This window comes from Arthrobacter sp. FW306-07-I, assembly GCF_021800405.1.
Taxonomy (GTDB): Bacteria; Actinomycetota; Actinomycetes; order Actinomycetales; family Micrococcaceae; genus Arthrobacter.
On record NZ_CP084550.1, the window covers coordinates 1,643,155 to 1,662,023 of the forward strand.

General features: G+C 66.3%; 21 protein-coding genes. 18 read left to right on the plus strand and 3 right to left on the minus strand.

All coding sequences use genetic code 11. The features are described from left to right. The 3 genes from pgsA (at position 1) to LFT46_RS07555 (ending at position 1,741) form a co-directional block, all read left to right on the plus strand. A complete protein-coding gene (gene pgsA, locus LFT46_RS07545) occupies positions 1-645 on the plus strand; it encodes a CDP-diacylglycerol--glycerol-3-phosphate 3-phosphatidyltransferase (RefSeq protein WP_236801931.1) in 645 nt (214 codons plus the stop codon). Further along, positions 642-1,121, plus strand: a complete 480-nt coding sequence (locus LFT46_RS07550) for a CinA family protein (RefSeq protein WP_236821746.1) — start codon at positions 642-644, stop codon at positions 1,119-1,121. The genes pgsA and LFT46_RS07550 overlap by 4 nt, the downstream gene beginning before the upstream one ends. A 167-nt stretch (positions 1,122-1,288) precedes the next feature. Beyond that, on the plus strand, positions 1,289-1,741 hold the full coding sequence (locus LFT46_RS07555) for a helix-turn-helix domain-containing protein (RefSeq protein ID WP_236801933.1): 453 nt from the start codon (positions 1,289-1,291) through the stop codon (positions 1,739-1,741). Positions 1,742-1,834: 93 nt separating this feature from the next. Here the strand turns inward: LFT46_RS07555 and LFT46_RS07560 are convergent, their stop codons facing one another. Then, positions 1,835-2,365, minus strand: a complete 531-nt coding sequence (locus LFT46_RS07560; protein ID WP_236821747.1) for a MarR family winged helix-turn-helix transcriptional regulator — start codon at positions 2,363-2,365, stop codon at positions 1,835-1,837. Between the two features lie 41 nt (positions 2,366-2,406). Between LFT46_RS07560 and LFT46_RS07565 the strand changes: the two genes are divergently transcribed. From LFT46_RS07565 to dapF, 6 genes are all read left to right on the plus strand, one after another. Continuing rightward, on the plus strand, positions 2,407-2,631 hold the full coding sequence (locus LFT46_RS07565; RefSeq protein ID WP_141940786.1) for a DUF3046 domain-containing protein: 225 nt from the start codon (positions 2,407-2,409) through the stop codon (positions 2,629-2,631). A 196-nt stretch (positions 2,632-2,827) separates the two neighbouring features. Beyond that, a complete protein-coding gene (gene recA, locus LFT46_RS07570; protein ID WP_236802823.1) occupies positions 2,828-3,883 on the plus strand; it encodes a recombinase RecA in 1,056 nt (351 codons plus the stop codon). A 93-nt stretch (positions 3,884-3,976) separates the two neighbouring features. Beyond that, entirely contained in the window at positions 3,977-4,504 is a 528-nt protein-coding gene (locus LFT46_RS07575; RefSeq protein WP_236802824.1) for a regulatory protein RecX, read from the plus strand. Positions 4,505-4,507: 3 nt separating this feature from the next. Continuing rightward, positions 4,508-6,067, plus strand: coding sequence for a tRNA (N6-isopentenyl adenosine(37)-C2)-methylthiotransferase MiaB (gene miaB, locus LFT46_RS07580; RefSeq protein WP_373462212.1), 1,560 nt, complete (start codon positions 4,508-4,510; stop codon positions 6,065-6,067). Between the two features lie 3 nt (positions 6,068-6,070). Next, positions 6,071-6,967, plus strand: a complete 897-nt coding sequence (gene miaA, locus LFT46_RS07585; protein ID WP_236821748.1) for a tRNA (adenosine(37)-N6)-dimethylallyltransferase MiaA — start codon at positions 6,071-6,073, stop codon at positions 6,965-6,967. A gap of 114 nt (positions 6,968-7,081) precedes the next feature. Next, a complete protein-coding gene (dapF, locus tag LFT46_RS07590) occupies positions 7,082-8,026 on the plus strand; it encodes a diaminopimelate epimerase (RefSeq protein WP_236821749.1) in 945 nt (314 codons plus the stop codon). On the opposite strand, the gene LFT46_RS07595 is transcribed toward dapF, so the two are convergent. After that, positions 7,998-8,621 carry a class I SAM-dependent methyltransferase gene (locus LFT46_RS07595; protein ID WP_236821750.1) on the minus strand — a complete coding sequence of 208 codons (624 nt, stop codon included), beginning with the start codon at positions 8,619-8,621 and terminating at the stop codon, positions 7,998-8,000. The genes dapF and LFT46_RS07595 overlap by 29 nt on opposite strands. A 427-nt stretch (positions 8,622-9,048) precedes the next feature. Here LFT46_RS07595 and hflX point away from each other — a divergent pair, with 427 nt between their 5' ends. Both hflX and LFT46_RS07605 read left to right on the plus strand, forming a co-directional pair. Then, a complete protein-coding gene (hflX, locus tag LFT46_RS07600; RefSeq protein ID WP_236821751.1) occupies positions 9,049-10,629 on the plus strand; it encodes a GTPase HflX in 1,581 nt (526 codons plus the stop codon). Further along, on the plus strand, positions 10,622-12,682 hold the full coding sequence (locus LFT46_RS07605; protein ID WP_236821752.1) for an ATP-dependent DNA helicase: 2,061 nt from the start codon (positions 10,622-10,624) through the stop codon (positions 12,680-12,682). The genes hflX and LFT46_RS07605 overlap by 8 nt, the downstream gene beginning before the upstream one ends. A 125-nt stretch (positions 12,683-12,807) precedes the next feature. Here the strand turns inward: LFT46_RS07605 and lexA are convergent, their stop codons facing one another. Continuing rightward, a complete protein-coding gene (gene lexA, locus LFT46_RS07610) occupies positions 12,808-13,545 on the minus strand; it encodes a transcriptional repressor LexA (RefSeq protein ID WP_236801940.1) in 738 nt (245 codons plus the stop codon). 359 nt (positions 13,546-13,904) lie between these two features. Between lexA and LFT46_RS07615 the strand changes: the two genes are divergently transcribed. The 7 genes from LFT46_RS07615 to LFT46_RS07645 all read left to right on the plus strand — a co-directional run bounded on the left by LFT46_RS07615 (position 13,905) and on the right by LFT46_RS07645 (position 18,869). After that, positions 13,905-14,255 (plus strand): LysM peptidoglycan-binding domain-containing protein, encoded by a 351-nt coding sequence (locus LFT46_RS07615; protein ID WP_236801941.1) that lies wholly within the window; start codon positions 13,905-13,907, stop codon positions 14,253-14,255. A gap of 111 nt (positions 14,256-14,366) precedes the next feature. Further along, positions 14,367-15,485: a histidinol-phosphate transaminase gene (locus LFT46_RS07620; protein ID WP_236821753.1), complete on the plus strand. Its 1,119-nt coding sequence runs from the start codon at positions 14,367-14,369 to the stop codon at positions 15,483-15,485. A gap of 60 nt (positions 15,486-15,545) precedes the next feature. Next, positions 15,546-16,172, plus strand: coding sequence for an imidazoleglycerol-phosphate dehydratase HisB (gene hisB, locus LFT46_RS07625; protein ID WP_236801943.1), 627 nt, complete (start codon positions 15,546-15,548; stop codon positions 16,170-16,172). After that, positions 16,169-16,936, plus strand: coding sequence for an imidazole glycerol phosphate synthase subunit HisH (gene hisH / locus LFT46_RS07630; protein ID WP_236801944.1), 768 nt, complete (start codon positions 16,169-16,171; stop codon positions 16,934-16,936). The genes hisB and hisH overlap by 4 nt, the downstream gene beginning before the upstream one ends. Continuing rightward, positions 16,937-17,095, plus strand: coding sequence for a hypothetical protein (locus tag LFT46_RS07635; protein ID WP_167562184.1), 159 nt, complete (start codon positions 16,937-16,939; stop codon positions 17,093-17,095). A 122-nt stretch (positions 17,096-17,217) separates the two neighbouring features. Further along, positions 17,218-17,964 (plus strand): bifunctional 1-(5-phosphoribosyl)-5-((5-phosphoribosylamino)methylideneamino)imidazole-4-carboxamide isomerase/phosphoribosylanthranilate isomerase PriA, encoded by a 747-nt coding sequence (priA, locus tag LFT46_RS07640; RefSeq protein WP_236801945.1) that lies wholly within the window; start codon positions 17,218-17,220, stop codon positions 17,962-17,964. Between the two features lie 20 nt (positions 17,965-17,984). Next, positions 17,985-18,869, plus strand: coding sequence for an SseB family protein (locus tag LFT46_RS07645; protein ID WP_236801946.1), 885 nt, complete (start codon positions 17,985-17,987; stop codon positions 18,867-18,869).

The following is an 18,869-nucleotide window of genomic DNA, read 5'->3' on the forward strand; positions in this document are numbered from 1 at the left end:
GTGACTAGCACCGATGCAACCGCCGCCGGCCCAGGCCGTGCCGGGGTCTGGAACCTACCCAACGTCCTGACCATGATCCGCATCGCGCTGGTCCCGTTTTTCGTGTGGTTCCTCATAGCGGACGCCCCCGGGCTGCACAGCGAATCCGGGCCGTGGCGCTGGGCGGCGGTCGCAGCGTTCGCCGTCGCCATCTACACGGACAAGCTCGACGGCGACATCGCCAGGAGCCGTAACCTGGTCACCGACTTCGGCAAGATCGCCGACCCCATCGCCGACAAGCTCCTCACCGGTTCCGCGCTGGTGATGCTGTCCCTGCTGGGGGAGTTGCCCTGGTGGGCCACCCTTGTGATCCTGGTCCGGGAATGGGGCATCACAGCGCTGCGTTTCTTCGTGATCCGGTACGGCGTCATCCCTGCCTCCCGCGGCGGCAAGCTCAAGACCGTGGTGCAGACGGCGGCGATCTTCCTGTACCTCCTGCCGTTCGGACCGTTCGCACCGTGGATGTCGTGGGTTGCCTTCGCGGTCATGATGGCGGCCGTAGCCATCACACTGTGGACCGGCGTCGAATATGTCGTGGAGGCCCTGCGCCTCCGTGCGAAGGGCAAACGCCAGGCCGGGACCGTGCAGGGGCAGGAGCAGGCATGAGCAATCTTCACCATCTGGCCGGGGAGGCCGTCCGCCAGGCGCTTGAGTCCGGGCGGACCGTCGCTACGGCCGAATCGCTGACGGCGGGCATGGTGTCAGCGGTCCTCGCCGACACGCCCGGAGCATCCGGAATGTTGCAGGGCGGGGTGGTTGCCTACCAAAACTCCGTGAAGGACAAGGTGCTGCATGTCCCCGCCGATCTGCTGGCCCGCGTAGGGTCCGTTGACCCGGACGTCGCCCGCGCCATGGCAGCCGGGGCACGCACCGAACTCGGCGCCGACGTCGGACTTTCCACCACAGGGGTGGCAGGCCCCGATGCCCACGACGGCAAGCCCGTGGGGCGGGTTTACATCGGGATCTCCACCGCGGCCGGAACCTCGGCCTTCGAGTATTCCTTCACCGGCAACAGGCCGGACATCCGCGCCGCCGCCTGCGCCGCCGCCCTGGAAAGGCTTCTGGAGACACTGTCCGCCTGAGGCCGTGGCCGCCTAAGTTACCGGGCGTAAAGTTGCCGGGAACAAAAGCCGGTACCGATTAGTTATTACATTGTGTCGCTTCCGGAGAGCGGAGGCGCCTAGGATGAAATGACCAAGACGGTCCGCCCTGCGGTGGACCTGACCAATGAGGGAGCAAGGCGATACAGATGGTAAAGCAGCCCGTATCCGTAAACGGCGTTGTCCGCTGGAAGGATGTGGGCCTCGCCGAACAGGCTAAGAGCGAACAGAAGGAGCGCAAGATGGTAGTACTTCGTCACGAAATCGGTGATGTCCTGCGCGATGTCCGCCAGCGTCAGGGGCGTACGCTCCGTGAAGTTTCGCACAGCGCCCGCGTCTCCCTGGGATACCTCAGTGAAGTGGAGCGCGGCCAGAAGGAAGCATCGTCAGAGCTCCTGTCCTCGATTTGTTCGGCGCTGGATGTTCCGCTGTCGAGCATGCTCCGCGAGGTCAGTGACCGTGTGGCAGTAGCCGAAGGCGTCGCCGTTCCGGACACCGTCCCACAGGAATTCTCCCAGCGTTACGGCCGTGACCTCGAGCGCGACCTCAACACTGAACTGAACGACGAACTCTCCACGGGCCTCTTCTCCGGCGCCCGCTAAAGGCAGCCGGCGCCCGCAAGGGTCCGACGAACAGCAGGAAGCCCCCGGCCAGGCCGGGGGCTTCCTGCTGTCTCTTTTGGTTGTTCTCTTCGGCTATTGGTCCTGGGCCGATGCTGCACCAGCGGCTTCCCCGGGAAACCCATCACGCTCATATGTGGAGTTCAACTTGGCCATGTAGCGGCCGAGTTCCTGCAGGTCCTCCACCGGCCACTCGCGCAGCCGCTCCTGGAAGACCTGGCGCCGGGCGTCCTGGACCTGGTGCATTTTCTCCTCGCCCTTTGGCGTCAGGCGGATGGATTGTGCCCTGCGGTCCAGCGGGTCAGCCTCCTTGGACACCAGCCCCAGGCTTTCCAGGAACGCGATCTGCCGGCTGACTGAAGGCTTGCCCACCCCGATGTTCATGGCAAGCTCGGTGAGCCGGATGGGTCCCTCCCTCCGGATCACCGTCAGCAGCCCGTAGGCGGCAGGCTCCATATCCGGATGTACTTCGCGTGAAAGCTGGTTGGAAATGGCCCGGGCACGCCGCCAAAACAGGCTGATCTGGTGCTCAACATTCTGCAGCGCGGTGTCGGCGGCTTCTTCGCCTTCGTCGTGCCGTGGCGGGACATCCGGGGAGGTGCTCATGCCAATAATTCTATGGTCCACAATCATGAGAGGATTTACCGATGCGAATCAGCGAGTACTGGCGTCTCATGGATGACGAGTTCGGCGCGGGCTACTCCCGCGTGCTGAGCAGCACCCTGGTCCTTGCCGGGGTAGGCGGGCGCACCGCCGACCAAGCCCTCGCTGCCGGCGTGGAGCCCCGGAAGGTCTGGCTTGCCGTTTGCGACGTCCAGGACGTACCGGCAGAACGCCGGCTGGGACGGGACATCGCCCCGCGCCGGGACTAGCCCCAATCCGGCCGGACACGCCGCAGAGGTTTCACTCTTCGAATACCTGTTCGGATAACGCTATGCTTTTTCTATTGGGTTTATCCACATAGCCGTCGTCCTCCGGCCGGAATGTCAGTGGGTCCCCTTAGCGTCAGAGATGACCAATAAATCGGCCGCGAAGGCCACCATCGAGAAAGCATTAGAGGTGTCAACCATGGCGGCAGCCCCGGATCGTGCAAAAGCGCTGGAAGCAGCGCTTGCCCAGATTGACAAGCAGTTCGGCAAGGGCTCGGTCATGCGCCTGGGCGACGAAGTCCGTGCCCCGATCGAAGTCATCCCCACCGGCTCCATCGCACTGGACGTCGCCCTTGGCATTGGCGGGCTCCCGCGCGGCCGCGTCATCGAGATCTACGGCCCTGAGTCCTCCGGTAAGACCACCGTCGCCCTGCACGCCGTGGCAAATGCGCAGCGCGCCGGCGGCATCGCGGCCTTCATCGACGCCGAACACGCCCTGGATCCTGACTACGCCGCCAAACTCGGAGTGGACACGGACGCCCTCCTCGTCTCCCAGCCGGACACCGGTGAACAGGCCCTGGAAATCATGGACATGCTGGTGGGCTCCGGATCGCTGGACGTCATCGTCATCGACTCCGTTGCCGCCCTGGTGCCGCGCGCCGAAATCGAAGGCGACATGGGCGACAGCCACGTAGGCCTCCAGGCACGCCTCATGAGCCAGGCCCTGCGTAAGATCACCGGCCGCCTGAGCCAGACCAAGACCACCGCCATCTTCATCAACCAGTTGCGTGAAAAGATCGGCGTCTTCTTCGGTTCCCCCGAAACCACTACCGGTGGTAAAGCCCTGAAGTTCTACGCTTCGATCCGTATCGACGTCCGCCGGATCCAGACCCTCAAGGAAGGCGCCGATTCCGTCGGCAACCGGACCAAGGCCAAGATCGTCAAGAACAAGATGGCCCCGCCGTTCAAGGTTGCGGAGTTCGACATCATCTACGGCCAGGGCATCTCCCGCGAGGGCGGCATCATCGACATGGGCGTGGAGCACGGCATCATCAAGAAGTCCGGCTCCTGGTTCACCTATGACGGCGACCAGCTGGGCCAGGGCATGGAGAACTCGCGCCGGTTCCTGCGCGATAATCCTGAGCTCGCCGCCGAACTCGAACGCCTCATCAAGGAAAAGCTCGGTGTCGGGGTCAAGCCCGCCGAAGACGACTCCAAGGATGCACCGAAGCTGAAAGCCGTCGACGGGTTCTAGCCCTTGGCTGGATCACGCTCGCGGCGGTCCTCGTCCGGCGGCCCATTGCCTGGGCCGCCGGACGACTTCGAGGTCCCTGAGGACCCGCAGTCCATTGACGCCGAACCGGACCCCTTCTCTGTCGCACAGGCCATCGTGTACCGGCAGCTCACTGCGGCGCCCAAGAGCAGGCTGCAGCTCGCCCGGAAACTGGCAGAACGGAATATCCCCGAGCACATTGCCGAAGCGGTGCTGGACAAGTTCCAGGAAGTACGCCTGATCAACGATGCCGAATTTGCCGACATGTGGGTCAGGAGCCGATCCCAGTCCCGCAAGCTGGCCAAGGGTGCGCTGCGGCGTGAACTCGCGGAGAAAGGCATCGACCAGGAAACCGCGGCCTCGGCCCTGGAGCAACTGACTGACGATGACGAGGAAGCCGCGGCCCGCGCCTTGGTTGAGCGCAAGCTCCGGCCCGCGACGGACGCCTCAGGCCCGGGGGAGCGGGACAAGGCGGTCCGGCGGCTGGCCTCCATGCTGGCCAGAAAGGGCTACCAGCCGTCCCAGGCGTTCCGGATCGTCAACGAGGTCCTCGATGCGCGGCAGGAAGCCGACGAAGGTCCGGTCCAAAGCCGGTACCCTTAACGGGTGAGTTTGACCATTCCTTCCCCCCAGCCCGGCGCCGCCCCTTCCGTCGACGCCGGGGCCGTTCCGCAGGCCGCAGCCCTGCAGCCACGCACCTACCAGGTCCGCACCTTCGGCTGCCAAATGAACGTCCACGATTCGGAGCGCATGGCCGGCATGCTCGAGGACGCGGGCTACGTCCCGGCGGAAGGCGACCAGGCCGACGTCGTGGTGTTCAACACGTGCGCGGTTCGGGAAAACGCTGACAACAAGCTTTACGGGAACCTGGGCATTCTCGCCCCGGTCAAGGCAGCCAACCCCGGCATGCAGATCGCCGTCGGCGGATGCCTGGCCCAGAAGGACCGGGAGACCATCCTCAAGAAGGCGCCATGGGTGGATGCCGTCTTTGGCACCCACAACGTCGGCGCCCTGCCCGCCCTCCTGGACCGGGCGCGGCACAATAATGAGGCGCAGCTGGAGATTCTCGAATCCTTGGACGTCTTCCCGTCCACACTGCCCACCAAACGCGACTCCGTTTACTCCGGCTGGGTGTCCATTTCCGTGGGATGCAACAACACCTGCACCTTTTGCATCGTGCCGGCGCTCCGCGGCAAGGAAAAAGACCGGCGGCCCGGGGACATCCTCGCTGAGATCCAGGCATTGGTGGACGACGGCGCCATCGAGGTGACCCTGCTCGGCCAGAACGTCAACTCCTACGGAGTGGAGTTCGGCGACCGCCAGGCCTTCTCCAAGCTGCTGCGCGCCTGCGGTGAAATCGAGGGCCTTGAACGGGTCCGCTTCACCAGCCCGCACCCGGCAGCATTCACCGACGACGTCATCGACGCCATGGCGGAGACGCACAACGTGATGCCGCAGCTGCACATGCCGCTGCAGTCCGGCTCGGACCGCATCCTCAAAGCCATGAAGCGCTCCTACCGGTCCACCAAGTTCCTGGGCATCCTGGACAAGGTCCGGGAAAGGATTCCGCACGCAGCCATCTCCACGGACATCATCGTGGGGTTCCCCGGCGAGACTGAAGAGGACTTCCAGGCAACGCTGGACGTCGTGGAGCAGTCGCGCTTCGCCACTGCCTTCACGTTCCAGTATTCAAAGCGCCCGGGAACCCCCGCAGCCGACCTCCCCGACCAGTTGCCCAAGGCTGTGGTCCAGGAGCGCTTCGAACGGCTCACCGCCCTGCAGGACCGCATCGCCGCAGAGGAGAACCGGAAACAGCTGGGCCGGAGGCTCGAGGTCATGGTCACGGCGCAGTCCGGCCGCAAGTCGGAGGAGACCCACAGATTGTCCGGCCGCTCCCAGGACCAGCGGCTGGTGCATTTCTCGGTTCCCGAGGGTGCACCCGCTCCCCGACCGGGAGACCTGGTCACCGTTACCATCACCGAGGCGGCGGCGTTCCACCTGGTGGCCGATCCCACGCTCGAGGACTACAGCCTGCGCCGGTCCCGGGCAGGGGATGCCTGGGACAGGTCGCAGGCAGACTCCTGCGGAGCGCCGGCTCCCGGTTCCCCGCAGGGACGGAAGGGCGTCTCCCTCGGTATGCCCTCGCTGCCGCTGCGCACCCGCTGACAGGTGGCTGCCCCGCCCGTTATCGCCGTCGTCGGTCCCACCGGCTCCGGCAAGTCCGACCTTGCCGTCAGCCTTGCCCTGGAACTGGATGGCGAGGTCATCAACGCCGACGCCATGCAGTTCTACCGCGGCATGGACATCGGCACGGCAAAGATCACGGCGGATGAACGCAAAGGCGTTCCGCACCATCTCCTGGATATCCTGGACGTGACCCAGGAGGCCAGCGTCTCCGACTTCCAGCAGCAGGCCCGGGCGGCCATCGCGGACGTCCACGCCCGCGGCAAGCGCGCGATCCTGGCCGGCGGCTCCGGGCTGTACGTCCGCGCCGCCCTGGACGTCCTGGAGTTCCCGGGCACAGACCCAGCTGTGCGCGCCCGCCTGGAAGCGGAGCATACCCAGGTCGGAACGCAGGAGCTCCTGGCCCGACTGAAGAGCGTGGATCCGGTCTCCGCCGACAGGGTCTCGGATGCCCGGCGGATCATTCGTGCGCTGGAGGTCCACGAGCTCACCGGGCGCCCTTTCAGTTCCTTCATGCCCCGCCGGGAGTACTACCAGCCGGCCGTCCAGGTGGGCCTTGGCGTAGACCGGGCGGTACTTCGTGAGCGCCTGGCAGAACGGGTGCACCGAATGGTGGACGCCGGCCTGCTCGAGGAGGTTCGGCGGCTCGACCCTTTGGGCCTGCGCCAGGGCAAGACCGCTTCCCGTGCACTGGGCTATTCGCAGTTTTTGCGGGTCATTGATGGCACCTCCGCCGTCGAGGATGCCGCGGAGGAAACCATCGTGGCCACCCGCCAGTTCGCCCGGCGGCAATTGACTTGGTTCCGCGCCGATCCCCGGATCACGTGGCTGGACTGGCAGGATCCGGAGCTCGTGGGCAAGGCTGCGGAGCTGAGCCGCTAGAAAAGGCGGGGCGAGCCTTGCGCTGACGGTACCTCCCCGCTGCTGCCGTTTAAGCACTGTGCTTTTAGGACCGTGGTTTCAGCACCAGACGTGTGCGCCGCTACGCTTGGGACCATGAATGCAACCCCCGCAGAAACCTTCGGACCCGCCCTGCGCACACTGAGCGGGCTCCGCTTCTCCAAGGGGCATGGCACCGGTAATGACTTCGTCCTGGTCGCCGATCCCGACGGGACGCACGCCATCAGCGCGGACCAGTCCGCCGCGCTCTGCGACCGCCACCGCGGCATTGGGGCGGATGGGCTGATCAGGGCGGTGCCGTCCCGGTTCCTGCCCGAAGGCCGTGAACTGCTAACCGATTCCCCGAACGCGGAATGGTTCATGGACTACCGCAACGCGGACGGTTCGTTGTCCGAAATGTGCGGTAACGGGGTCCGGGTGTTCGTCCACTTCCTGCGCACCGAGGGCCTGATCGACCTGCCCGACGGCGGATCGCTCGCCATTGGCACGCGCGGCGGCGTGAAGACGGTGGTCCGCACCGGGGACGGGTACGCAGTGGACATGGGGCCGTGGGAGTTCATTTTCCCCGGGGAGGCCACTGCCAAGGCCATGGATTCGCTGGTCACCGCCGACGGGCTGGAAGTTGCGCGGCCCGCGTTGTCCGTGAGCATGGGGAATCCGCACACGGTGGTTGCCCTCGCGGAACTTTCCGAACTGGCCGGCACCAGGCTCTTCACCGCGCCGAAGGTGGACCCCGTACCGCCGAACGGGACCAACGTGGAGTTCGTGGTTCCCGCGGAGCCGCTGGTCCATGAGGGAGTAGGTTCGGTGACCATGCGGGTGCATGAGCGCGGGGTGGGGGAGACCCAGTCCTGCGGGACGGGCGCCTGTGCTGCGGCCGTCGCCATCCGGCATTGGGCCGGGGCTGAAGCTCCCGATGCTTGGCGCGTCCACGTTCCCGGGGGTGTGGTGGGCGTGAAGTTCTTTGCCGGCCCCGGCGGCCACGAGCATGTGGAACTCAGCGGTCCCGCCGTTATTGTGGCGAGCGGGACACTTTCGTAACCTTGAGGATCCGGAAGGACTTGGACGTTGACTCCCGCGTCACGGTGAAAGAATCGTCCAGCTCCGCCGCCAGCCAGCGCTGGAGCGAATCCGAACCCAGATTCTTCTGCACCACCAGCCATGCCGTCCCGCCGTCAGCCAGGCGGGGCAGCCAGAGCTTGAGCAGGGCGTGCAGCTCGTCCTTGCCAATCCTGATCGGCGGATTGGACCAGATGGTGTCGAAGCGGACGCTGGGGTCCACCTCCTGCGGCGTGCTGGCGACGACGTTGGCCAGTCCCAACGCGGCGGCATTTTCGTTGGTCAGGGCGATGCAGCGTTCGTTGACGTCCACCGCGTAGACCTTGGACTGGGGAGCCAGCAGGGCCATGGTCAGTGCAACGGGACCCCAACCGCAGCCGATGTCCAGGAGGTTGCCCTGGGGGTTCGGATCAGGAACCTCGGCCAGGAGCACGGCAGTGCCCTTGTCGACCCCATCCGGACTGAAGATGCCTGTGGACGTGTGGAGCCTGCGCGGCCTCCCGGCCAGCTCAACCGTGAGCGGCTTGCGGGTGAAGGGACCGGCGGGGGACGTGCTGAAATAGTGTGCTGACTCCATAACTCGCCAGAGTAGTTCCCCTGGCAGCGTAAAGGGAAACTGTGCTGCGGCCCCTCTGCTACGCTTGAACGCATGTTCCTGATCTTCGAGTAGCCGGCATGGGCCATGCCCGTCCCGACCCCTGTCCTCCAGCGACAGTCCGTTCCGCAGCGACGCAGGCTCCACGCCTTCCGCTTGCGCGCCGGCCAGACCACTGGGTCTGCCCGGCCGCCGGACGATACCGAACGTCAGCATCCCGCGCACGTCCCGCCACTCTCCGGCCTTTTCCGCCCTGCCGCCGTGTCAACGCGGCATTCCCAGCCCGGCATCGCAGCCGGTGCAGACCACCAGGAGAACCATGACCGCAGGCCGTCAGCCCAGCGCGAATACTTTCCAACTTCCGCCCAATCAGCACTATTCTGGAATTGCCGAATCTTCAAAGGAGACCATGACCAGCCAGCCCAATACCGGTTCCGATCCAGCCGCCCAGGACATGAGTCCGCAGGAGATCCAGGCTGTCATCGACCGGATCCTCGCCAAGGACGTACCGGCCAAAAATGTCAGCACGCCCCGCGGTGAGGGCAGCGGAGATGGAAAAGCGGTGCTCGGCAGGGCACAGGCCATTTCCCGCCTGGACGAAGAGCATTCAACCTACGACGGCGACCAGCAGGACCTTGAGGAGCGGCGCGCCCTGCGCCGGCGCGCAGGTCTGTCCACCGAGCTTGAGGACGTCACCGAGGTTGAGTACCGCCAGCTGCGCCTGGAGCGCGTGGTCCTGGCCGGGCTCTGGTCCGAGGGCACCCTTGCCGACGCCGAAAACTCCCTGCGCGAGCTGGCCGCCCTTGCCGAGACTGCGGGCTCGGAGGTCCTCGACGGGCTGGTCCAGCGCCGCGACAAGCCGGACCCCGGAACCTTCCTGGGCTCGGGCAAGGCGCAGGAGCTGAAGGACATTGTGATATCCACAGGCGCGGATACCGTGGTGGTGGACGCCGAACTGGCACCTTCGCAGCGGCGCGCCCTGGAGGACATCGTCAAGGTCAAGGTCATCGACCGGACCGCCCTGATCCTGGATATCTTCGCCCAGCATGCCAAGAGCCGCGAGGGCAAGGCGCAGGTGGAGCTCGCACAGCTGGAATACCTGCTTCCCCGCCTGCGTGGCTGGGGCGAGTCGATGTCCCGCCAGGCCGGTGGCCAGGTGGGTGGCGCCGCCGCCGGCATGGGCTCCCGTGGCCCCGGTGAAACCAAGATCGAACTGGACCGGCGACGCATCCGTACCCGCATGGCCAAGCTGCGGCGCGAAATCGCCGCGATGAAGCCCGCGCGGGAGACCAAGCGGGCCAACCGCCGTCGTAATGAAGTGCCCTCCGTTGCCATCGCCGGGTACACCAACGCCGGCAAGTCGTCCCTGCTCAACCGGCTCACCGACGCCGGCGTCCTCGTGGAGAACGCCCTGTTCGCCACCCTGGATCCCACCGTGCGCAAGGCGGAAACGGCCGATGGCCTGGGCTACACCTTGGCGGATACCGTGGGATTCGTCCGTTCGCTGCCAACCCAGCTGGTCGAGGCCTTCCGCTCCACGCTCGAGGAAGTGGCGGACGCCGACCTGATCCTGCACGTGGTGGACGCCTCGCACCCTGACCCGGAAGGCCAGATTGCTGCCGTCCGGAAGGTCTTCAGCGAAGTTGACGCCCGGAAGGTGCCGGAGATCATCGTGCTGAACAAGGCTGACGCCGCCGACCCCTTCGTAGTGGAGCGGCTGAGGCAGCGCGAACCGCGCCATGTGGTGGTCTCTGCCCGCACGGGCGAGGGGATCCCGGAACTGCTGAAGGTCATCAGCGAATCCATTCCCCGGCCTTCGGTCAAGATGGAATTGCTCATCCCGTACGAGCGCGGCGACCTGATCAGCAAGCTTCACGAGTCCGACGCCGAGATCCTCAGCCTGGACCACGTGGAGGCCGGCACCAGGGCTGCCGTCATGGTCCGGGAGGGCCTGGCGTCCGAACTGGAACCCTTCACCGTCAATGGGTGACCCCGCGGCGGACGAAGCCGCGCAGACGGCCGGTGAGCAGTTCGTCATCGAACTGCTTGACCGGGCCGTCGCAGGCATGGGCGGTCAAAGCCGCACCGGACAGCATCAAATGGCCCTGCAGGTGGCCCGCGCCATCGAAACCGGCAACCACCTGCTGGTCCAGGCCGGCACCGGCACCGGTAAGTCGCTTGCCTACCTGGTGCCGCTGATCGCCCATGCCCTGGAAAGCAACAAGCCTGCTTTGGTCTCCACAGCCACGCTTGCCCTGCAAACCCAGATCGTCGGCAGGGACCTGCCCCGTCTGCTGAAGAACATCACCCCGGCACTGGAACGGCCCGTCAAGGTTGCCTTGGTCAAGGGCCGCTCCAACTACGTCTGCCGCCACAAGCTCGAAGGCGGTTTCCCCTCCGAAGAGCCCTCCGAAGGCCAGCTTTTCTCGCTTGGCGAGGACACCAGCGTGCCGCACTTCGCAGCGTCCGTGGGCGGCCCCTCGTCCCAGCTTGGTAAGGAAGTGGTCCGTCTCCGGGAGTGGGCGGAGAAAACGGCCACGGGTGACCGGGATGAACTGCTCCCGGGCGTGACCGACCGCGCCTGGCGGCAGGTCTCCGTGACGTCCATGGAGTGCCTGGGTGCCCAGAAGTGCCCCATGGCTGCCGAGTGCTTCAGCGAGCTCGCCCGGCAGGACGCTGCCGAAGCGGACGTGGTGGTGACCAACCACGCCATGCTCGCCGTCAGCGCATTCGAAGGACTTGCCGTCCTGCCCGAGTACGACGTCGTGGTGGTGGACGAAGCGCACGAACTCCAGGACCGGGTCACCGGAGCAGTGTCCGGCCAGCTGTCCGTCGCGATGGTCCACGCCGCCGCTGCCGGTGCCCGGAAACACACCGCCATCACCGTTGATGCCCTCAATGCCGCAGCGGCCAACCTTGAGCTGGCCCTCGCCGGCGCACCCAGCGGCCTGCTTCCTAACGGCCTGAACGATGAACAGCTGGACTGCGTGGACCAGCTCCGTGAGGCCTGCCGGGCTGCACTGTCCGATTCCAAAGGGGACAGCAACACCACTGCCGACGGCGGCCGGCAGCTGGCCAGGTCCCGCCTCATGCTCATCCTGGAACTGTGCGAGCGTCTGGTCGCCGCCAGGGAAAACCGGGAAGTCGTGTGGTTCTCCCGCGCCAGCACCTTTGACCCCGGCCAGGGCTACTCGCCGCCGGACGAGACTGCGCCGGTGCTGATCAACATCGCCCCATTGTCCGTCGCCGGGCGGCTGCGGGAAGGGCTCTTTGCCGACCACACTGTCGTGCTGACTTCCGCCACCCTGGCCATCGGTTCCGCTTTTGAACCTGCTGCAGGAGGACTGGGCCTTCTTGGCGACGGCGCCCCCAGCTGGACCGGCGTGGACGTCGGCTCGCCCTTCGACTACCCCAAGCAGGGCATCCTCTATGTGGCCGGGCACCTGCCCAAGCCCGGCCGCGGGGTGTCTCCGGAGGCTCTGGAGGAACTGGAAGCCCTGATTAAGGCGTCCGGCGGGGGAGCCCTTTGCCTGTTTTCCTCACGCCGGGCTGCCGAGGAGGCCGCAGACGCCCTGCGGCCCAAACTGGACGTGACCGTCCTGTGCCAAGGGGAGTCGACCATGACCGGCCTGGTCAAACAGTTCGCCGATGAGCCGGACACCTGCCTTTTCGGAACCATGTCCCTGTGGCAGGGAGTCGACGTGCCGGGCGGCTCCTGCCGGCTGGTGGTGATTGACCGTATTCCGTTCCCGCGGCCGGACGATCCACTGATGACGGCGCGTTCCCGGGCCGTGGCACAGGCCGGCGGCAACGGATTCATGTCCGTATCAGCCACCCACGCGGCCATCCGCCTGGCCCAGGGCGCCGGGCGGTTGATCAGGTCAACCGGGGATAAGGGCGTTGTGGCCGTGCTGGACTCCCGGTTGGCAACCGAGCGCTACGCCGGGTTCCTGCGGGCTGCCCTGCCGCCGTTTTGGGCCACCACGGACCGCAGCAAGGCGCTGGCAGCCCTCACCAGGCTGGGGGCGGACGCAGTCCGGTAGCCTCCTGACGACGCACCGCGGAGCTCCAGGGGCACAGCGCGCCCCTGGAGTGCCTCCGCCGGGCCCAGGACGGCCCGGACGGATTCCTGCAGCGCGGGCCGGTGCTTGTGGCGGGAGGGAGCGCGCTAGAGCGAACGCAGGACCGAGACGACTTTGCCCATGATGGTGGCATGGTCGCCCAGGATGGGTTCGTACTGCGTGTTCTGGGGGAGCAGCCAGGTATGGCCGTCTCGCTGGCGGAAGGTCTTGACGGTCGCTTCGTCGTCGAGCAGCGCAGCAACGATGTCCCCGTTGGCTGCGTCAGCCTGGCGCCGGACCACCACCCAGTCACCGTCACAAATGGCGGCGTCCACCATGGAGTCGCCGGCCACCCGCAGCATGAAGAGTTCGCCCTGGCCCACCAACTGGCGGGGGAGCGGCATGACATCCTCAACAAGCTGCTCCGCGAGGATGGGACCGCCGGCAGCGATCCGGCCCACCAGGGGAACCATTGCGGTATCGAGCGCGGTGGGCAGCTCGGTCACTGAGGCGCCTCCGCCGGCGGGTTGCGTCGCAGGGGAGTCGCCTGCGGCCTTGCCTGTACCCCCGTCCAGCGTGAGGGGCATCAGCACTTCCATGGCGCGGGGCCGCTTGGGATCGCGACGCAGGTAACCGAGTTTTTCCAGCTGGGAGAGCTGGTGGGTCACGCTGGACAGGCTTGCCAGTCCGACGGTGTCGCCGATCTCGCGCATGGAGGGCGGGTACCCGTTCTCATTGACGGAGCGCTGTATGGTTTCGAGGATTTTCTTTTGCCGGGGCGTCAAGCCTTTGGCGGTCCTCTTGGTTTGCGGGGCGGTCCTGCCCCCGGCGGCTGCTGCTGCCATATTCGCCAATGCCTTTCGCTTGCCGCCGGATCTTCCGCCCCGGTGCTGGCTTGCACGCACCGCCGGAAGGACTCCCACTGTCATTGTCAGACCCTGCTGTTCAACTTCAGGGGTGGTTGTTCTTTGGTTTCAAAGCTAGGCCAGCCACATTGCTTTTTCAAACATTTGTTCTAGCGAGTCTCGACATTGTTCGTTGATAGGTGCTAAAACTTAACAAGCAAAGTTCGAACATGTGTTCTAACCAGCGCACGCCCTATTCGAAAACGTGGCCGGAGGAAGTTCCGGACCGTCGTCTGAATGGTCGGGGCGGCCTCGGGGGAACACCCGGGCAGCACGGCAGGTCCAGGAGGGCTCAGTTCATGTCAGCTTCATCTCGTCACCACGTTTCACCTTCGTCCGCGCCCCTGCGGCTTACCCGGCGGGGGCGGATCGTCCTGATCGGCGTTCCGCTGGTACTCGTCGCTGTTTTCCTGCTGTCGCTGTCGGGGTTCTTCAACTCGCCCGCCAAGGCCTCAGACTCCGCCGCGGATTTGGCGGTGACACCGACTGTCACGGTTACCGTGCAGCCGGGCCAGTCACTGTGGACCATCGCCGGTGCTGTTGATCCGAACCGGGACGCCCGGGACGTGGTGGCAGACATCGTCCAGCTCAACAACCTCAGCGCCGGCTCAGTCCTGCCCGGGCAGCAACTGTTTGTCCCAACACACTGAAGCCCGCTGTCCACTCCAGGCATGGCGCCGGAGAAGCGGGATGTGGCACGCTGAGGGCGAACAGGAACCGTCACATTTTCCGGTCGTTGCTGCGGCAACTAAACTGTTCAGGTGAACGACCAGCTAGAGCGTCTGAACCGGCTTCCCCTCCGCAGCAACCTTCGCGGGCTCACCCCTTATGGGGCGCCCCAACTGGACGTCCCCATTCTCCTGAACGTCAATGAGAACACCCATGGCGTCCCCGCCGATGTGCGCGCCGCCATTTCCGCCGCAGTCACGGAGGCTGCCGCAGGCCTGAACCGCTACCCTGACCGGGAGTTCACTGCACTCCGGAAAGCCTTGGCGGAGTACCTCGGGCATGGGCTTGACGAAAACAACGTATGGGCAGCCAATGGCTCCAATGAGGTCCTGCAGCAGATCCTCCAGGCTTTCGGAGGCCCGGGCCGCACCGCCCTGGGCTTTCCACCCACGTACTCCATGTACCCCCTGCTGGCCAGCGGGACCGACACGCAGTACATCACCGGGGAGCGCTCCGAGGGCTACGACCTGAGCGCAGAGTCGGCCGCACGGCAGGTCAAGGAACTGCAGCCGAACATCGTGTTCCTCTGCTCGCCCAACAATCCCACGGGAACCGGGCTCGGTCTGGATGTCGTGGAGGCTGTCTACGAGGCCGGGGAGGACAGCCAGGCGATCGTGATCGTGGACGAGGCTTACCACGAGTTCGCGCACGACGGAACGCCCAGCGCGCTGACCCTGCTTCCCGGCCGGGAGCGGCTGATCGTGTCCCGCACCATGAGCAAGGCATTTGCCCTGGCCGGCGCCCGGCTTGGTTACATGGCCGCCGCGCCGGAGGTCACCGACGCCCTGCGGTTGGTGCGCCTTCCGTACCACCTCTCGGCCATCACCCAGGCCACTGCGCTTGCCGCCCTCGAACACCGCGAGGCCCTTATGGCGGACGTCCAGGACATCAAGGCCCAGCGGGACCGGATCGTGGCGGAACTGACACGGATGGGCCTGACGCCCGCGGCCTCCGACTCCAATTACGTGTTCTTCGGCGGCCTGGAAAACCCCCACCAGGTCTGGCAGGAACTGCTGGACGCCGGTGTGCTGATCCGTGACGTCGGCATCCCCGGCCACCTTCGGGTTACTGCGGGCACTGAGGCGGAAACCACAGCCTTCCTCACGTCCCTGGAACGCATCCTTGCGGGCCAGGCCGCGCTTCCCGCCTAGACTTATAGTGCGGCGTCGGCGCCTTGAACCACTTCTTCTCCCACAAAGGATCCTTTCACCATGAGTCCAACCGGATTGAATACGGCTGCGGCCAGGACCGCCCGCATGGAGCGTGCCACCAGCGAGTCCTCCGTCCTCGTGGAGATCAACCTCGACGGAACCGGAGTGTCGGATATCGATACCTCGGTGCCGTTTTACGACCACATGCTGACTGCCCTGTGCAAGCACTCCCTGATCGACATGACGGTCAAGGCCACCGGCGACACCCACATCGACGTCCACCACACCGTGGAGGACGTTGCCATCACCTTCGGCGAGGTCCTGCGCACTGCCCTGGGCAACAAGGCGGGAATCCGACGTTTCGGTGAGGCCACTGTGCCGCTTGATGAAGCGCTTGCCAACGCGGTAGTGGATGTCTCCGGCCGCCCCTACCTGGTGCACGGCGGCGAGCCGGCAGGCCAGGAGTACCACCTGATCGGCGGCCACTTCACTGGCTCCCTGACCCGCCACGTCTTCGAAGCCATCACGCTGCACGCCGGCATCTGCCTGCACATGACCGTATTGGCCGGCCGGGACCCGCACCACATCGTCGAGGCGCAGTTCAAAGCCTTCGCCCGTGCCCTGCGCGCCGCCGTCGAACCGGATCCCCGCGTCGAGGGCATCCCGTCCACCAAGGGCGCACTGTGAGCGGCCAGGTCCTTAAGGACGGGGCCATCATCGACCCCTCCGCCTCACGCAAGCTGCCTTCCCCCGAGGGCAAGCCAACTGTCACGGTTCTGGACTACGGTTCCGGGAACGTTCGGTCAGCGGTCCGCGCACTGGAACGTGCCGGCGCGGAAGTGATCCTGAGTTCCAAGCCGGAGGACGTGCTGAACGCGGACGGACTGGTGGTGCCCGGCGTCGGCGCTTTCGAGACGGTGATGCGCGAACTCAAGGCCGTGGACGGCATTCGGCTCATCGGCAGGCGCGTTGCCGGCGGCCGCCCGGTGCTGGGCATTTGCGTAGGCCTCCAAGTCCTGTTCGAGGCCGGCGTGGAGCACGGCACCGAAGCCGAAGGCATCGGCGAGTGGCCCGGAAAGGTGGAGGCCCTTCCCGCGGAAGTCGTCCCCCATATGGGCTGGAACACCGTCCAGGTCCCCGAAGGCTCCAAGCTCTTTGCCGGCGTCGAAAACGAGCGCTTCTACTTCGTGCACTCCTACGGCGTGCAGGAATGGAACTTCGACGTGATCCAGCCCCGGATGGCTCCGCCGATGGTCACCTGGTCCGAGCACGGCGCTCCCTTCATTGCGGCCGTGGAAAACGGCCCGCTCTGCGCCACCCAGTTCCACCCCGAAAAATCAGGAGACGCCGGTGCGCGTCTGCTGCGTAACTGGGTGGAAGGCCTGCGCAAACCAGCCAATGACGAATCCAGTTCCGGAGCAGCATCAGCCGACCCCGGCAGCGGCGCATAGATGTGGTCCGTACTACTGATGGGGCTCGCCGGCATCCTGATCGGTGGCGGCATCTCCTTCCGGCAGCAGCGCAAGCCGCTGTGGACCCAGGTGGCGTTCTATGTCCTGGCCGCCATGGCGCTGCTCGCCGCCTACCTGCTCACACTGCCGGCCAGCTGAGTACCCACCGGAGGGTGGGCCGCCCTGGGGAGTCCGCCCGGCACATCAGCAACGGCACGCCCCAAGCCCGCCCAATTTTCAGCCAATCGCCCTGAGCCCGAGAACCAACACCGAGGATGAGTATGACCACCGCACATGACCTGCCGGTACTTGAACTGCTGCCCGCCGTCGACGTCGTCAACGGCCAGGCCGTGCGGCTGGTCCAGGGCGAGGCCGGGAGCGAGACCAGCTACGGCACCCCCCTTGAAGCGGCACTCAACTGGCAGCAGCAGGGTGCCGAGTGGGTCCACCTGGTGGACCTGGATGCCGCTTTCGGGCGCGGATCCAACGCCGACCTCCTCCGGGAGGTGGTGGGCCGGCTGGACATCAAGGTGGAACTCTCCGGCGGCCTCCGTGACGACGAGACGCTCGAAGCAGCCCTTGACCTGGGGGTCGCACGGGTCAACCTTGGCACCGCAGCACTGGAGAACCCGGAGTGGACCGCCCGGGCCATCGAGCGCTTCGGCGACAGGATTGCCGTGGGGCTCGATGTCCGCGGCACGACCCTTGCGGGCCGCGGCTGGACCAAGGAAGGCGGGGACCTGTGGGACGTCCTGGGCCGCCTCGAAGAGGCCGGCTGCGCCCGGTACGTGGTGACCGACGTGACCAAGGACGGCACGCTGCAGGGACCGAACGTGGAACTCCTGCGCCAGATGGTGGAGAAGACCGGAAAGCCGGTGGTGGCCTCCGGCGGAATCTCCAGCCTGGACGACCTCAAGGTCCTCCGCTCGCTGGTCCCCCTGGGCGTGGAAGGCGCCATCGTGGGCAAGGCCCTGTACTCGGGAGCCTTCACGCTTCCGGAGGCCCTCGACGTCGCCGGCCGGCGCTAGGTCCGGGGCGCACTAAAGCCATGTCCAACGTCGAGGAACCGGAACGCCCTGCAGTCCGCCGGCTGCCCGGACATATTGCTGCCGCGCTGGCCGGTGCCGGCGGCGCCACGGATTCTGCGGGCCAGCCATGGGCGGGGCGGAGCCTCGCCGGCGACGACGCCAAAATCCATAACTTCGAGGACGACGACGGCACGGCCGACGCCGGCTACGTCGCCGCGGTCGCGGCGCTCCGTGAGGGACGGGGCGGTGAAGAAGCAGTCGTTTCCTCGCTGGCAACTGCGCGGGTCTTCATCCCGATCGTGGCGCAGTTGGCTGAGGAGCAAGAGACCGCTCACGGCCTGCACGCCGACAAGCAGGCGGACATGGCCCTGGTGACGCTCAAGGCAGCCGACGGGAGGACCGCGCTGCCGGCATTCACCTCGGCCGCCGCGCTGTCGGCATGGCATCCGGAGGCCAGGCCGGTAGCCGTCTACGCCGCCCGGGCGGCGCTCTCGGCAGTCGCGGAAGGAGCCGAACTCCTGGTCCTGGACCCGGGCGCCGACGTGACGTTCGTGGTGCGCAGGCCCGGCGTTTGGGCCCTCGCCAAGCAGCATGACTGGATCCCCTCCTACAGCGACGAGGAGCTCGCAGCCGAAATGGGCCGCGCGGCCTCCGGCTTTGCCGCCATCCGCCGGCTCGAGCTCCTGCCCGGCGGGGGAGTGGCCGCAAGGGCCGCCGACGGATCAGTACTCCCGGGCGGCGGTACGGGGCCGGAACTGCAGGTGGTGCTGTACCTCGAGGACGGCCTGGACGCCGCCGGTGTCCAGCAACTGGTAGCCGGCCTGCAGGCGGAGTGGTCGCGGAATGTATTGTTTGGGGAGCGCGTCGATTCGCTTGAGATCAAACTAAGGCGCGCTTCCGACTAG

What these genes read in the sequence shown, in the direction of transcription:
- LFT46_RS07560 (WP_236821747.1), bottom strand. Translation starts at nt 2,365, where the DNA reads ATGAGCACCTCCCCGGATGTCCCGCCACGGCACGACGAAGGCGAAGAA.
- LFT46_RS07565 (WP_141940786.1), top strand. Translation starts at nt 2,407, where the DNA reads ATGCGAATCAGCGAGTACTGGCGTCTCATGGATGACGAGTTCGGCGCG.
- hisB (WP_236801943.1), top strand. Translation starts at nt 15,546, where the DNA reads ATGAGTCCAACCGGATTGAATACGGCTGCGGCCAGGACCGCCCGCATG.
- LFT46_RS07635 (WP_167562184.1), top strand. Translation starts at nt 16,937, where the DNA reads ATGTGGTCCGTACTACTGATGGGGCTCGCCGGCATCCTGATCGGTGGC.
- dapF (WP_236821749.1), top strand. Translation starts at nt 7,082, where the DNA reads ATGAATGCAACCCCCGCAGAAACCTTCGGACCCGCCCTGCGCACACTG.
- LFT46_RS07555 (WP_236801933.1), top strand. Translation starts at nt 1,289, where the DNA reads ATGGTAAAGCAGCCCGTATCCGTAAACGGCGTTGTCCGCTGGAAGGAT.
- LFT46_RS07615 (WP_236801941.1), top strand. Translation starts at nt 13,905, where the DNA reads ATGTCAGCTTCATCTCGTCACCACGTTTCACCTTCGTCCGCGCCCCTG.
- priA (WP_236801945.1), top strand. Translation starts at nt 17,218, where the DNA reads ATGACCACCGCACATGACCTGCCGGTACTTGAACTGCTGCCCGCCGTC.
- hflX (WP_236821751.1), top strand. Translation starts at nt 9,049, where the DNA reads ATGACCAGCCAGCCCAATACCGGTTCCGATCCAGCCGCCCAGGACATG.
- lexA (WP_236801940.1), bottom strand. Translation starts at nt 13,545, where the DNA reads ATGGCAGCAGCAGCCGCCGGGGGCAGGACCGCCCCGCAAACCAAGAGG.
- LFT46_RS07550 (WP_236821746.1), top strand. Translation starts at nt 642, where the DNA reads ATGAGCAATCTTCACCATCTGGCCGGGGAGGCCGTCCGCCAGGCGCTT.
- LFT46_RS07605 (WP_236821752.1), top strand. Translation starts at nt 10,622, where the DNA reads ATGGGTGACCCCGCGGCGGACGAAGCCGCGCAGACGGCCGGTGAGCAG.
- LFT46_RS07595 (WP_236821750.1), bottom strand. Translation starts at nt 8,621, where the DNA reads ATGGAGTCAGCACACTATTTCAGCACGTCCCCCGCCGGTCCCTTCACC.
- LFT46_RS07645 (WP_236801946.1), top strand. Translation starts at nt 17,985, where the DNA reads ATGTCCAACGTCGAGGAACCGGAACGCCCTGCAGTCCGCCGGCTGCCC.
- recA (WP_236802823.1), top strand. Translation starts at nt 2,828, where the DNA reads ATGGCGGCAGCCCCGGATCGTGCAAAAGCGCTGGAAGCAGCGCTTGCC.